Source organism: Actinomycetota bacterium (assembly GCA_004297305.1).
In the GTDB taxonomy this organism is placed as follows: Bacteria; Actinomycetota; Actinomycetes; order S36-B12; family FW305-bin1; genus FW305-bin1.
This window is the reverse complement of the sequence record SCTR01000006.1, coordinates 556,324-569,939: the sequence shown is the minus strand read 5'-3', so window position 1 is coordinate 569,939 and position 13,616 is coordinate 556,324. Positions and strand designations below refer to the sequence as shown.

General features: G+C 73.6%; 14 protein-coding genes and 1 pseudogene. 6 read left to right on the top strand and 9 right to left on the bottom strand.

Annotated elements, in window-relative coordinates; genetic code table 11:
* Nucleotides 1-227 precede the first annotated feature (227 nt).
* Together EPO13_05550 and pheA are read left to right on the top strand one after the other, a co-directional pair.
* Nucleotides 228-701, top strand: coding sequence for a DUF4446 family protein (locus tag EPO13_05550; GenBank protein TAK70491.1), 474 nt, complete (start codon nt 228-230; stop codon nt 699-701).
* Nucleotides 698-1,636, top strand: coding sequence for a prephenate dehydratase (gene pheA, locus EPO13_05545; GenBank protein TAK70396.1), 939 nt, complete (start codon nt 698-700; stop codon nt 1,634-1,636). The genes EPO13_05550 and pheA overlap by 4 nt, the downstream gene beginning before the upstream one ends.
* Before the next feature lie 22 nt (nt 1,637-1,658).
* Here pheA and EPO13_05540 read toward each other — a convergent pair whose 3' ends face one another.
* From EPO13_05540 to EPO13_05505, 8 genes are all read right to left on the bottom strand, one after another.
* Nucleotides 1,659-2,285, bottom strand: a complete 627-nt coding sequence (locus EPO13_05540; protein TAK70395.1) for an NlpC/P60 family protein — start codon at nt 2,283-2,285, stop codon at nt 1,659-1,661.
* Nucleotides 2,286-2,569: 284 nt separating this feature from the next.
* A complete protein-coding gene (locus tag EPO13_05535; GenBank protein ID TAK70394.1) occupies nt 2,570-3,367 on the bottom strand; it encodes a hydrolase in 798 nt (265 codons plus the stop codon).
* Between the two features lie 28 nt (nt 3,368-3,395).
* Nucleotides 3,396-4,199, bottom strand: coding sequence for an HAD family phosphatase (locus EPO13_05530; protein ID TAK70393.1), 804 nt, complete (start codon nt 4,197-4,199; stop codon nt 3,396-3,398).
* Nucleotides 4,196-5,521, bottom strand: a complete 1,326-nt coding sequence (locus EPO13_05525; protein ID TAK70392.1) for a serine--tRNA ligase — start codon at nt 5,519-5,521, stop codon at nt 4,196-4,198. Before EPO13_05525 ends, EPO13_05530 begins: the two co-directional genes overlap by 4 nt.
* A 93-nt stretch (nt 5,522-5,614) precedes the next feature.
* Entirely contained in the window at nt 5,615-6,187 is a 573-nt protein-coding gene (locus tag EPO13_05520) for a bacterial proteasome activator family protein (GenBank protein ID TAK70391.1), read from the bottom strand.
* 94 nt (nt 6,188-6,281) lie between these two features.
* Complete coding sequence (locus EPO13_05515) at nt 6,282-7,262, bottom strand: NAD(P)H-quinone oxidoreductase (GenBank protein TAK70390.1); 981 nt, start codon at nt 7,260-7,262, stop codon at nt 6,282-6,284.
* 79 nt (nt 7,263-7,341) lie between these two features.
* Complete coding sequence (locus EPO13_05510; protein TAK70389.1) at nt 7,342-8,370, bottom strand: potassium channel protein; 1,029 nt, start codon at nt 8,368-8,370, stop codon at nt 7,342-7,344.
* A 43-nt stretch (nt 8,371-8,413) separates the two neighbouring features.
* Nucleotides 8,414-9,733, bottom strand: a complete 1,320-nt coding sequence (locus tag EPO13_05505) for a molybdopterin molybdenumtransferase MoeA (GenBank protein TAK70388.1) — start codon at nt 9,731-9,733, stop codon at nt 8,414-8,416.
* A gap of 58 nt (nt 9,734-9,791) precedes the next feature.
* Here EPO13_05505 and EPO13_05500 point away from each other — a divergent pair.
* Nucleotides 9,792-9,893 (top strand): annotated as a pseudogene (locus tag EPO13_05500) (molybdenum cofactor guanylyltransferase).
* A gap of 189 nt (nt 9,894-10,082) precedes the next feature.
* Here EPO13_05500 and EPO13_05495 read toward each other — a convergent pair.
* A complete protein-coding gene (locus EPO13_05495) occupies nt 10,083-10,871 on the bottom strand; it encodes a molybdenum cofactor guanylyltransferase (protein TAK70387.1) in 789 nt (262 codons plus the stop codon).
* Between EPO13_05495 and EPO13_05490 the strand changes: the two genes are divergently transcribed.
* Genes EPO13_05490 through EPO13_05480 form a run of 3 tightly spaced genes read left to right on the top strand, consistent with a single transcriptional unit; the run spans nt 10,831 to nt 13,608 of the window.
* Nucleotides 10,831-11,520 (top strand): response regulator transcription factor, encoded by a 690-nt coding sequence (locus tag EPO13_05490; protein TAK70386.1) that lies wholly within the window; start codon nt 10,831-10,833, stop codon nt 11,518-11,520. The two genes, EPO13_05495 and EPO13_05490, sit on opposite strands and share 41 nt — an antisense overlap.
* Before the next feature lie 16 nt (nt 11,521-11,536).
* A complete protein-coding gene (locus EPO13_05485; protein TAK70385.1) occupies nt 11,537-12,883 on the top strand; it encodes a HAMP domain-containing histidine kinase in 1,347 nt (448 codons plus the stop codon).
* Nucleotides 12,880-13,608, top strand: a complete 729-nt coding sequence (locus tag EPO13_05480) for a hypothetical protein (GenBank protein TAK70384.1) — start codon at nt 12,880-12,882, stop codon at nt 13,606-13,608. The genes EPO13_05485 and EPO13_05480 overlap by 4 nt, the downstream gene beginning before the upstream one ends.
* Nucleotides 13,609-13,616 lie beyond the last annotated feature (8 nt).

Below are 13,616 nucleotides of genomic sequence, written 5' to 3'. Positions count from 1 at the left end.
GGGATGGCGTACGTTGGAACTCGTCCGGACGCCGCTGCATCCCCCGTCGGTGGCGTCCGGACCTTTTTGTTGCCGCTAACGAGGTTGACTATCGCCTTCGGCCCGATCCCGTTGTCCTGTCGGCCAATCGCTGCCGCAGCCCTGCCGCGCCGTCGTGGCAGCGTGGGCGAGCCGAAGTCGGCGGCTACGCTGCACCGGTGACGCTCGACCCCCGGCTCAGTGATGTGTTGGCCGTCGCCGGGGTCGTCCTCGGGCTCGTTGCGCTCCTGCTGCTGGCGATCACCGCGCGACGGATCCGCCGGATGCGCCAGGACTACGCGGTGCTGCTGGACGGTGACGGCGCAGAGTCGTTCCTGGCTGCCGTCAGCCGCAAGACCGCCGAAGTCGGCGCACTGCGGTCCGAAGTGGGCCGGCTGGGTGACCTGCTCGACCGGACCCGCGTCGAGCTCGGAGACGCGATCCGGCACGTCTCGGTCGTGCGGTACGACGCCTTCGGTGACCTCGGCGGCCGGCTGTCGTTCAGCGCCGCGCTGCTCGACGACGCCGCCGACGGCCTGGTCGTGACCTCGATCCACGGCCGCAGCGAGACCCGGATGTACATGAAGGGCGTGGTCAAGGGCGGCTCCGAGGCTCCGCTGTCGCCGGAGGAGGAGCAGGCCATCCAGTACGCATTGCGCGGCTCGGGCCGGACCGCTCCGTGACCGCGTACGCGTATCTGGGGCCCGCCGGCACGTTCTCCGAGGCTGCGCTGCGCGCCGTACCGCAGGCGGCCGGCGCTCGGTTCGTCCCGTGCGCGACGGTGACCACCGCGTTGCAGGAGGTCCGCGCCGGCCGGGTCGTCGCGGCCATGGTGCCCATCGAGAACTCCGTCGAGGGACCGGTGTCGACCACCCAGGACGAACTGGCCCAGGGTGCCCCGGTCGTGATCATCGCCGAATGGGCGCTGCCGGTGCGGTTCGCGCTCATGGCCCGTCCCGGGACGACCCTGGCCGACGTCCGTGGCGTCGCCACCCATCCGCACGCACTGGCGCAGTGCCGCGGCTGGCTGGCCGAGAACCTTCCGGAAGCCCTCGCCATCCCGGCGGCCTCCACCGCTGCTGCCGCGGCCGCCCTGGCCGCCGGTGACCATCCCGGCTTCGAGGCGGCCATCGCCGATCCGTTGGCCGCCAGCACGTATCAGCTGGACACGCTGGCCGACGGGATCGGCGACAACGACGAGGCCTGGACCCGTTTCGTCCTGGTCGCCCAGCCCGGCGAGCTGCCACCGGCCACGGGGGCGGACAAGACCACGCTGGTGCTGTTCATGCGCGAGGACCATCCCGGTGCCCTGCTGGCGATCCTCACCGAGTTCGCCGTGCGCGGGGTCAACCTGACCCGGATCGAATCGCGCCCCACGCGCAAAGCGCTGGGCGACTACTACTTCTCCGTCGACTGCGAAGGCCACATCGACGATGCCCGGGTCGGTGAAGCGCTGATGGGCCTACGCCGGGTATGCGCCGAGGTCCGTTTCCTCGGTTCGTACGCGCGCCACGACGGCAAGGAACCGTTGCTGCGGCACGGTGTCACCGACGACGACTACACCGACGCCGCCGCCTGGCTGTCGCGCATCCGAGCCGGGAACCACCGGCGGGGGTGACCGGCGGGGTGACCGCCGTGGATCAGCCGGCGATCACCCGGGCGTAGCCGGTGAAGTGAGCGCCGAACCACGACGCGTGCACCCGGTCGACCCGTACGTCGGCACGCGCGTTGGCCGCGTGCACCATCCGGCCCTTGCCGATGTAGAGCCCGACGTGGTGCGCGCCGCCGCGAAGGAAGAACACCAGATCGCCCGGCCGTGCCTGCCGCGCTGAGACGTGCGGCAGGGATCGCCACTGCCCCACCGAGTAGTGCACGAGGCTGCGTCCGCCGCCCTTTTGCCACACGTAGCGGGTAAAGCCGGAACAGTCGAAGGCGTTCGGCCCGCTGGCCCCGGCGACGTACCGGGCCCGGCCGGCCTTCGACTTGGCCACCTTGACCACCCGCGCCCGCACCTGCGCCACGTACGCCGCCCGCGCAGCGCTGCCGGCGCTCGGCGGTGTGGCGCCGGCGCGCAGCGCAGCCAGGACGGGCACCGCGGCGCCGGGTGTGGCGGCCGCAGCGGGTTTCGCGGCGGCCGGACTCGGGGCGGCCCAGGCCGCCGGAGCGGTCGCGCTCAGTGTGGCGACGCCGCCGGCCAAGGTGGCCAGGCCGCACGCGATGGTCAGGACACGGGTACGGCGAAGAACCCGGCGACGGGCATGGGGCACGCGTGAACTCCCTCTGTGCCGCCTCCCGAGTTAGCTGACGGGCGCGGGCAAGAGGACGCCCTACCGCGTACGCGGACTAGCCCCAGTAACCGTGGTTCCCCGGTACGGCGACCCCCCCGGTCGCCGATTCGGCGGGCCGCTCGTGGCCCGCGGTGGCGGACCGGACATCGAGCGACGGCGGGGAGGCTAGGCAGCAATCGGGCCGCAGCGCAAAGATTCTCGTCGCCCAACGGACGGTGTTACGCCGGGCGAGTGGTACGAATCACTCCACCGTGGCCGCCAGATCACCCCGGGTGAGCATCCGCTGAGCCCGAACTGAGAGAAGCGGTCCGGCCGGCCAGCAGCTGCTCCAGCGCGACGGCCACCCCGTCCTGCTCGTGCGAGGGCACCACCTCGTCGACCACGGCGAGCACATCGGGATGGGCGTTGGCCACCGCGTAGGACCGGCCGGCCCACTGCAGCATCGGGACGTCGTTCGGCATGTCTCCCACCGCAGCCACCGCCGCGGCCGGAACGCCGCGACCCGACGCGTGCCGGGCGAGCGCCGTGCCCTTCGTGACGCCCCCGGCACTGCACTCCAGCAACGTCACCGGTCCCCCCGAATGCGTCACCTCCGCCACCCCCCGCAGCGCCGCGGCGGCCCGCGGCAGCACCGCATCGGCCGGTGCTGCGCCGGGTTCGCCACGCGCCAGGAGCTTGACGACGTGGCCGTCGACTTCTTCCACGTCGAACACGAAGGCCAGACCGAGCGCCGTCAGCCGGGCCATCGCCTCGTCCACAGCGGAGCTCGCCAGTGGTCGTACCGCCAGAATGCGGCCGGTCGCGAGGTCCAGTTCCACGGCGCCGTTGGCGCACAAGGCGATTCCCGGGTTGCCGGTCACGCCGGGCACCGCGTCCAGCCAGCGCGGTGGCCGGCCGGTGACGACCACGATCTCGACCTCGGCGGCCGCCGCGCGGGCCAGGGCCGCCGCCGTACGAGCACTGAGGGTGCCGTCGGTGCGCAACAACGTGCCGTCCAGATCGGTGGCGAAGAGACGAACTGCCACAGCCGGATCCGCCGGTATGCGGCCGGACGTCGTCACCGGGGTGCTCCTGCCGCGGCGGTCCAGCTCAACCGAACAACGCCTCCAGCACCTCGGCGGCACCGTCGCCCGGCGTCTCGCCGGTGACCCAGTCCGCGGCGTCCTGGACGTGGGCGGCGGCGTGACCCATCGCCACGCCGACCGCGGCCCACCGCAGCATCTCCAGGTCGTTGTCGCCGTCGCCGATCACGAGGGTGTCGGCGGCAGCGACGCCGAGGTGCCTGCGGAGCCTCTCGAGCATCGACGCCTTCGACACCCCCTGCGGCCCGATGTCCAGCCACGCGGTGCCGGCGATGCCGAACAGCAGCGAGTGCATGCCGAACCGGGCCGCCACCTCGCCCAGACCGGTGTCGACGTGGGCGTCGCTGTTGACCACGATGCGGATCGCCGCAAGGTCCAGCAGCTGCTCGTACGGCGTCACCACCGCCTCGCCGACACCGAGCGCGCCCGGCCGGAACGGCCGGGTGGAACGAAAGACGCCGTCGGCGTCCTCCACGGCGAACAGCGCGCCGGGCAGGTCCGGGCGCAGCTGCTGCAGCACCGGCCGCGGGTCGAAGGTCACCGCCTCGACCACCTGGGGCGGATCGAGACTGGCCAGCACCGCACCGTTGGCACACACCGCCCAGCCCTCGACTCCCAGCGCCGCGGCGACCGGCGCCGTCGTCGACAAGGACCGGCCGGTCGCCGGCAGGACGTGGGCACCGGCGGCGACGGCACGCTCGACGGCGGCGGCCAGCCGCTGCCCCACCACCTGGCCTGCGTCGAAGACGGTGCCGTCGACGTCCAGCCCGACCAACGCCGGACGCCACCCCGGCTGCCACGGCGGATTCACCGCGTGACAGGTTCGAGCAGCGTCCGGCCGGCCAGGAACGGTTGCAGCGCAACCGGTACCGCCACCGAGCCATCGGCGAGCTGGTGGTTCTCCAGAATCGCCACGATGGTCCGGGGAAGCGCACACAACGTGCCGTTGAGGGTGGCCAGCGGGCGAACCGATCCGTCACCGCCGCGGGTCCGGATCTGCAGCCGCCGGGCCTGGAAATCCGTGCAGTTCGACGCCGACGTGACCTCGCGGTAGCGACCCTGGGTCGGGATCCAGGCCTCGATGTCGAACTTGCGCGCCGCCGACGCGCCCAGGTCGCCGGTCGCCACGTCGATCACCCGGTAGGGCAGCTCCAGCAGATCCAGGAACTCCTTCTCCCACTGCAGCAGCCGGCGGTGCTCCGCCGGTGCGTCCGCCGGATCGCAGAAGGAGAACATCTCGACCTTGTCGAACTGGTGCACGCGGATGATGCCGCGGGTGTCCTTGCCGTGCGAGCCGGCCTCGCGCCGGAAGCACGGCGAGAAGCCGGCGTACCGCCGCGGCAGCGTGTCGGCGTCGAGGATCTCGTCGCTGTGGTACGCCGCAAGGGGGACCTCCGCCGTACCGACCAAGTACAGGTCGTCGGCCTCGAGGTGGTACACGTTCTCGGCGGCCTGGCCCAGGAATCCGGTGCCCGCCATGGCTTTCGGAGACACCAGCACCGGCGGGATCACCGGGACGAAACCCGCGGCGACCGCCCGCGTCATCGCGAGATTGACCAGGGCGAGCTCCAGCAGCGCGCCGACCCCGGTGAGGTAGTAGAAACGCGAGCCGGACACCTTCGCGGCCCGCTCGACATCGATGGCGCCCAGCAACTCGCCGAGTTCGAGATGGTCACGCGGGACAAAACCCTCGGCGGCGAAGTCGCGCGGCGTACCGACGTGCTCGATGAGGGCGAAGTCGTCCTCGCCGCCGACCGGAGCATCGGGCTCGACGAGGTTGGACACGTCGCGCCAGGACTGCTCCACCGCGGCGGCCGCCGAGTCCGCCGCGCGCTCGGCGTGCTTCACCTGATCGGCCAGCCCGGCCGCCTCGGCCAGCAGTCGGTCGAGTTCGGCCTGCGCCGCCAGGCGCGACGGCTCGTCACCGGCGCGGCGCACGGCACCTTGCAACGGCCCGATCCGCTTGCTCAGCTGCTTCTGGGCGGCCCGCAGCTCGTCGTACGCCGTCGCGGTCTGCCGCCGGACCCGGTCCAGCTCCACCAGCACGGCCACGACCTCGGCGTCCTCCCCGCGGCGGCGCTGGGAGTCCGCGATGCGTTCGGGGTCATCGCGGAGCAGGCGCGGATCGAGCACGCGGTCACCTTAGCTACGCCCGCCTCCGCGATGGCGGAGACCGCCTGGCAGGTCCCAGCTGCAGGTCAGGGCCCGAGCTCGGATCGGCCCGGGCTACAGGTACGGGCCGGAGCCGCGGCCGGGCGGTGCCTGCTCGGGGACGACGACTCCCGGCGGCATGCCTGCCGGCCCCCCGGTGATCGCCCGTCGCCGCATCTCCTCCAGCTGTGCTCTGGCCTGGAACTGCTGGGCCATGAGCACGGTCTGGATGCCGTGGAACAGACCCTCCAGCCAGCCGACCAGCTGGGCCTGCGCGATCCGCAGCTCCGCCTCGCTCGGGGTGTCGTCGGCACCGAACGGCAGCTGGAGCCGCTCGAGTTCCTCGACCAGTTCCGGCGCCAGACCGCTTTCCAGCTCGGCGATGGACCGGGCGTGGATCTCCTTCAGCCGGGCCCGGGAGGCCTCGTCCAGCGGCGCGGACCGTACCTCCTCCAGCAACTGCTTGATCATGCTGCCGATCCGCAGCACCTTGGCCGGCTCCTCCACGAGGTCGGCCGGGCCGGCCTGGCCGTCGTCGTCGTCCGTTGCCACCGCGGTCACGGGCTGACCGTCCGGCCCGATGACGACGGGACCGGCGGCGTCCGGGCGCCGGCCGTCGGGGACCTCGGACGACGTGGGCTGAGTCATGCGGCCATCCTCTCTTGCGGTCGCCTCCCCGGCGACCCGCGGCACTCTCTTGCGGTCGCCGCCCGGCGACCCGCGGCTCTCCCGTACGGCGTTCTCAGCCGGCCGACAGGACGATCTTGCCGACGACCCCGCCGTCCTCCAGGGCGCGGTGGGCGGCGGCCGCGTCATGCATCGGCAGCACCCGGTCCACGACCGGCTTGACCCGGCCGTCGGCCAGCATCGGCCAGACCCGGGCGACGACCTCGTGGCAGATCTCGGCCTTCTCGGCCAGCGGCCGGGCGCGCAGGCTGGTCGCCACGAGGTGGGCGTGGCGCTGCACGAGTTCCCGCAGGTCCAACTCGGCCCGGACTCCGCCCTGCAGTCCGACGACGACGAGCCGGCCGTGCCGTGCCAGCGCAGTGACGTTGCGGGACAGGTACGACGCCCCCATGTTGTCCAGGATGACGTCGACGCCGCGGCCGCCCGTGGCGATCTGGACCAGCTCGACGAAGTCCTGCTCGTGGTAGTCGATCAGCAACTGCGCCCCCAGTTCCGCGCAGCGCCGCAACCGGTCCGCCGAGCCGGCGGTCACCGCCACGGTCGCCCCGAGCGCGGTGGCCAGCTGCACGGCCATGGTGCCGATCCCGCCGGCACCGCCATGGATGAGCACCCAGTCGCCGGAGCGCACGCCGGCGACCATCGCCAGGTTGCTCCAGACCGTGCACACCACCTCCGGCAGCGCCGCGGCGGTGAGCAGGTCGACCCCGGCGGGGACGGGCATGACCTGGCCGGCCGGCACGACGGCGCGTTCGGCGTACCCACCGCCGGCCAGCAACGCGCAGACCTCGTCACCCACCGCGAGACCGGCGACCCCGGCACCGAGCGCGGCGATGCGCCCGGAGCACTCCAACCCCAGCACCTCGCTCACGCCCGGCGGTGGCGGGTAGAAACCGCGGCGCTGCAACAGGTCCGCGCGGTTGACCGCACTGCCGACCACGTCGATGAGGACCTCACCGGCCGCTGGCCGTGGCTCCGGCACCTCCTGCCACGACAGCACGTCCGGCCCGCCGGCCCCGGATGCCACCACGGCGTACATCTGCCCTCCAGTACCGAGAGTTGCTCGTCGGTCAGTGTTGCCCCCGGATCGGTGCTACCGAGCTCCGTGCGCCCCAGGATCAGCCGGGCGCTGCCTCGGACCGGATCAGCACCACGCGGTCGTCGCGTTGCAGTACCCCGACCGAGCCGGCGTCGAACCGGTGCGGCTGGCCGCCGCGGACGACCGCCAGCACGATGACGCCCTCGGACTCCAGGTCCCGTGGGGCCCGGCCGAGCTCGGCGGCGGCGACCTGGCGTTCGACGACGTCGAGGCCGCGGCCGACCTCGAGCAGGTCTTCCAGGATCCCGCCGGCGGTCGGCGACAGCAGCGACATCGTGAGCAGCCGGCCGGCCGCCTCCGCGGTGGTGATGACGGTGTCGGCGCCCCCCTGCCGCAGCAGTTCGGCGTTCACCGACTCGCGGGCCGCCACGACGATCGTGGCGTGCGGCGCGAGGCGACGGGCGGTCAGCGTGACCAGCACCGAGACGTCGTCGTGGTCGGTGGCCACCACCAGACGACTCGCCCGATCGACCAGCGCGTCGCGCAGCACCACTTCCTGCCGGGCGTCGCCGACCACACCGACCAGGCCGAGCGCGGTCGCGTCGGCGACCTCGCCCGGTTCGGTCGACACCACGACGATGTCGCCCCGCGGTATGCCGCCCTCCAGCAGGGCGGTCACCGCGCTGCGGCCCTTGACGCCGTAGCCGACGACCACGGTGTGGTCCTTCATCCGGCGCCTCCACCGATGGGTCTGGATCTCCTGGCGGCTACGGGCGGTGAGCACTTCGACGGTCGTACCGACCAGGACGACGAGGAAGATCAGCCGTAGCGGGGTGATGACGAGGGTGTTGATCAGCCGGGCGGGTTCGGTGACCGGGGTGATGTCGCCGTACCCGGTCGTCGAGAGGCTGACCGTCGCGTAGTACAGCGCGTCCAGCAGCGTGATCGGGACCTCCTTGACGTCCCGATAGCCGGATCGCCCGAGGTAGACCACGACCGTCGTCACGACCAGGCACCCGATCGCGATGCCCACCCGCACCCCGATCGAGGTCAGCGGGGACAGCCGCCGCCGCGGGAACAGCACCCGGTGGTCGCGGGCCACGCTCATCCAGCGACCCTGTTCACGGCAGGTCGGGTCATGGCAGCCCTGTTCACGGCAGGGGCAGGATCTCGACGAGAGAGCCGCGGGCTCCGCCGGAGGGCGGGACCACGGCGAGGGCGTCACCGAGGGCCAGCCCACGCAGCATCGCCGGACCCACCGCGGGAACCGGCCGCGCCGACGAACTCAACTCGCCCCGCTCGCGGATCACCGGGACCAGCCGGGTGTACGCCGGGTGCGAGGTCACCTCGGCGGTCAGCAACGCATCGGGCTCGGCGGCGAGGTCGGCGCCGGACTCGCCGCGCAGGCTGGCCAGCAGCGGCGCGAGCAGGGTCACCAGCGCGCTCACCGCGGCCAATGGGTTGCCGGGCAGACCGACCACGAACCGGCCGTCGGGCAGCGCCGCGAGCAGCATCGGGTGCCCCGGCCGTACCGCGACGGTGTCGACGAGCAGGTCGGCCCCGAGCGCGGCGAGCGCGGTGTGCAGGTGGTCGGCCGTACTGCGTGCCGTGGATCCGGTCGTGACCACGACGTCGACGTTGGCGTCGTCGAGGGCCGCCTGCAGCTCCGCGACCGTGTCGGGGACCCGGATCGGGGGGTTGCACCGGCTGCCCAGGGCGGCGACCCACGCCGGCACGAGCGGGCCGAGCGCGTCCCGCACCTTGCCATGCCGCGCCGGTCCCGAACTCAACAGCTCGTCACCGAGCACGAGCAGGCCCACCACCGGCGGCCGGACCACCACCAGCTCGTCGTGGCCGGCGGCCGCGGCCAGCCCGACCACGGCCGGGGTCACCACCCCGCCCGGTTCCAGCAGGACGTCGCCCTCGCGGCACTCCTGCCCGCGCGGCCGGACGTCGGTACCCGGTTCCACGTACCCCGGGCGACCGCTCGGAGTCGCCGTGTCCGCGTCGCCGACCAGCAGCCGCGGGCCGTACGACGTCTGCTCGACCACGGCCTGTTCGCGCCGCAGTACGCCGGAACAGCCCGGCGGCAGCTGTTCGCCGGTGTGGACCGGGATCGCCGTACCGTCCAGCAGCGGCTGCGGCTCGTCGTACCGGCTGCCGCGGTCCCGGGCCGGCAACGCCTCCCACGGACCGATGCCACTGACCGCCCAGCCGTCCATCGCCGCGGCGTCGAACGGGGGCAGGTCGGTCCGCGCGGCGAGCGGCTCGGCCAGCACCGCGCCGAGTGCCGTGTCGAGGGGCGCCCGGACGACCTCGAGCGGCGCCGCGGCGGCCCGGGCCAGGCGCCTCGCCTCCGGCCAGGGGATCGAGGGCACGTCGGCAGCCTGCCACCGACGCCCCGAGCGGGCGCCGCGGCACGCGGTGCTGTGCGGTGCAAGAAGCCCAGGTCCGCGGTTCACTGGCGCCATGAGCCTGACCGCGTGGACCGACGCCCTGGTCGCCGAACTCGACCTGCCGGCCGGCACCCCGGTCGACCTGCCGCTGCTGCTGGATGCCGCGCGGGATGCCGCGCACGCCGTCGAGCGGCCCGCCGCCCCTGTTACGACGTTCCTCATCGGCCTGGCCGCCGGCCTGGCGATCGCGCGGCAGGGCGACCAGCCGGGCGCGGCGGCGACCGGTGGCCGGCCCGGTAGCGGCGCGGGGATCGACGGCCAGGCGCTCGCGATCGAGGTCGCCCGCTGTACGTCGTTGTGCCAGGACCTCGCCGCCCGCTGGGTGCCGCCCGGCGACTGACGGCAGTGGCGTTCTCGTGCCGGGCTAGCCGCGCCGTACGAAGCCGGCGCGATCGGCGTCGGCCGGGGTGTCGAGGTCCTCGGCGGCCCGCCACCGGTCGGCGACGGTGACCACCGTCGCACCGGCGAGCAGGTCACGCGCCCGGGCCCCCACCGGGTCGCCGATCGCGGCGAGCGCCGCCAGCAGCGCCGGGCGGTGCCACGCGGCCGACAGCGGCTGTACCCGGCCGCCGATATCGAGCACGGCCACCGCCACCCCGGCAGGGCGCCCGGCGCGCAGTGCGGCGAGCAACGCCGGAGCGGCCGCCGCGGCGTACGGCGTATCGCCCGCGGCGACCAGCACCACCGAGGCGCTGCCCACGGCGGCCGCGGCCGCCAGGCCGGCCACCGGCCCGCCGGCAGGCGGGTCCTCGGGCGCCCAGGTGACCGCGGCCTCCAGCGACGCCGGCAGCGGCCGCGGCGGACCGGCCACCGCCACCGAGGCCACGGGCACCGCCTCGATCAGGCCGGCGACGGTGTAGTCCAGCAGTGACCGGTCACCACGGCGCAGCGCGAGCTTGTCGGTGCCCATCCGCCGCGACGCGCCACCGGCCAGCACGATCACGTCGACGCCGGTCACGGGCTCGACGCTAGTCCGCCGTATCGGCCCGCCGCCCGTCTCGACCCGGTGCCGTCTCGACCCGGTGCCCGTCTCGGCCCGGTGCCGCCGGCACCTGGCGTCCCCCGGCCTGCGGGCGGGGCCGAGGCGGGCCGGCACAGGGTTCAATGTCCCCATGCCCAAGACCGTGATGGTGGTCGAGGACGACGCCGACATCCGCCTCGTCCTGCGGACCTTCCTCGAGGACGAGGGTTACCGCGTGCTCGAGGCGCCCACCGGCGAGTCCGCTCTCACCCAGTCGGTCGAGGAGTCACCCGACGTGGTGCTGGTCGACCTGCGGCTGCCCGGGATCCACGGCCTCGACGTGGTCCGTTCGATGCGGGCGACCTCGCACGTACCGATCATCGTGGTCACCGCCCAGACCGACAGTCACGACGTCGTGGCCGGCCTGGAGGCCGGAGCCGACGACTACGTCACAAAACCGTTCGTGGCCAAGGAGTTGTCGGCACGGATTCGCGCCCAGCTGCGCCGCATCGCGCCGCCGGAGGGGGAGCAGGACGGCCCCGAGGTGCTCAGCTGCGGGCCGATCACGGTCCGGCCCGACACCGCGGAGGCGGCCAAGGACGGCGAGCCGTTGGTGTTGTCGCGCACCGAGTTCCGGGTCCTGCAGGAACTCGTGCTGGCTCGCGGCCGGGTGCTGTCCCGCGACGACCTGCTGCGGCGAGTGTGGGGGTACGGCAATGCCGGCGACGGCCGGGTCGTGGACAACCTGGTGTACCGGTTGCGCGCCAAGATCGAGGTCGATCCGGCCGACCCGGCCCATCTGGTGACCGTCCGAGGGTTCGGCTACCGGCTCAAGCCGTGACCGGGCAGGCGGAGTCATGGCGCCGGCGCGCATGACGCTGGGCCTGCGAGCGCGGGTCGCGCTGGCCTTCGGAGTCCTGTCCCTGGTGGTGTCCGTCGTCGTCGCCGGCGCGACGTACGCGTTCGCGCGCTACTACCTGGTGAGCCAGCGGGAGGCGTCGTCGCTGACCCGCGCCCTGGTGGACGGCCGCGCCGTCGAAGCCGCCCTGACCAGTGGCGCCAAACCGGGGACCGCCTTGGAGACCGTGCCGACGGTCGGGTCGTCGCAGGCCCTGCTCAACGTCGACGGCACCTGGTTCAGCCGCGGGGTGGCGGTCTCGCCGGAGGATCTGCCCGGCAGCGTGCTCGGACTGGCGGCGACGTCGGGCGGTTCCTGGCAGCGTTTCGACGTCGGCGGGGCGCCGTACCTCGCGGTCGTGCTGACCGTCGCGGACGGCACGTACGCCGAGGTGTTCCCGCTGCGCGACCTGGACAGCACGCTGACGGCCATCGGCTGGTTGCTCATCGTCGCCGGGCTGGCCGCGCTGATCATCGGCGCCGCGGTCGGCGCGCTGGCAGCACAGCGGCTGTTGCGCCCGCTGCGCGCGCTGGCTGCCGGCGCCCAGCTCATCGCCCGCGGCGACCTCAGTGCCCGGGTCGCCGTCGTACCGGACCCGGACCTGGGCTCGATCGCGGTGGCGTTCAACGAGATGGCCGACGCCGTGCAGTCCCGGATCGCCCGGGAGAGCCGGTTCGCGGCCAACGTCTCGCACGAGTTGCGCTCGCCGCTCACGTCGGTGGTCGGTACCGCCGAACTCCTGCACCGCCGCCGCGACGCCCTGCCGCAACGCGAGGCACGCCTCGTCGTGGCGCTGCACGCCCAGGTCGGGCGGATGTCGCAGACCCTGCTCGACCTGCTGGAACTCAGCCGGATCGGCAACGACGCCCCGGTGCAGGCCGATGCGGTGGATCTGGCCGCCCTGATCCGGGAACTGCTCACCGAACGCAACCTGCCGGTCGAGTTGTTGTCCGGCAGTGCGCCGCTGGTGCGCTCGGACGCCCGCCGTGTGGAGCGGATCATCGGCAACCTGCTGGACAACGCCGTGCGGCACGGCGGTGGACTGCGCCAGGTGACCCTGGCGCTCCTCGACGAGGAGGTCCTGGTGTACGTCGACGACGCGGGTCCCGGTGTCCCCGAAGCGGAACGGGCCGCGATCTTCGAACCGTTCCATCGCGGGCAACTGGCCGCCGGGCCCAGCGGTGCCGGACTGGGACTGGCCCTGGTCCGCGAACAGGCGACCGCGCTGGGCGGCTCGGTCGCGGTGACCACGTCGCCGCAGGGCGGCGCCCGCTTCACCGTCCGGCTGCCTCGGGAGTTGCCATGACGCGAGTGGGCCGGCTGAGCGCAACCCCGGCACACGCGACGGCGGTACGGCGCTGGCGGGCAGTGACCGCGGCGGGTGGCGCCTGCGCCACGGTGCTCGCGGTGGGCGCCCTCGCCGTCCTCGGCGGATGCGGCGTCCCGGTCGAGGGGACGGCTCGACCCCTTCCGGTGGAGGCGGTTTCGGGCTACGTCAGCGGCAGTCCGAACCCCACCGACCCGGTACGCGACGCACTCGCCCGACTGTGGTTCCTGTCCCAGGGCATGCTGGTGGAGACCCGGCGAGCGGTGAACGGACCGCAGGACGTCGGCGACCTGCTCGGCTTACTGGACGCCGGGCCGACCCAGACCGAACAGGCCGCCGGCCTGCGTACCGCGACGGTCGGACCGCTGAGCAACACCCCGCTGGTCTCGGCGCCGAGTTCCACGCCGAGCGCCGAGCCCTCGGCGACGCTCGGGACCCCGACGCTTCCGGCGGCGAGCCAGCCGGCGGTGGCGACGGTCCCGATCGTGGTGCTGCAGGACGGTTTCGGGGAGCTGCCGGCCACCGAGCAGGTGCGGGTGCTGGGCCAGGTCGTCCTGACGCTCACCGACGCCGGGGCGGTCGCGGTGTCGTTCGTCGATCCGCGCGGGCAGTCGCTGGCGGTTCCCTCGCCGGAGGGCCGGCTGGTCGACCGAGCAGCCACCGCAGCCGACTACGAAAGCCTGGTCGGCCGGTCGACCCGCTGAGCAGCGCC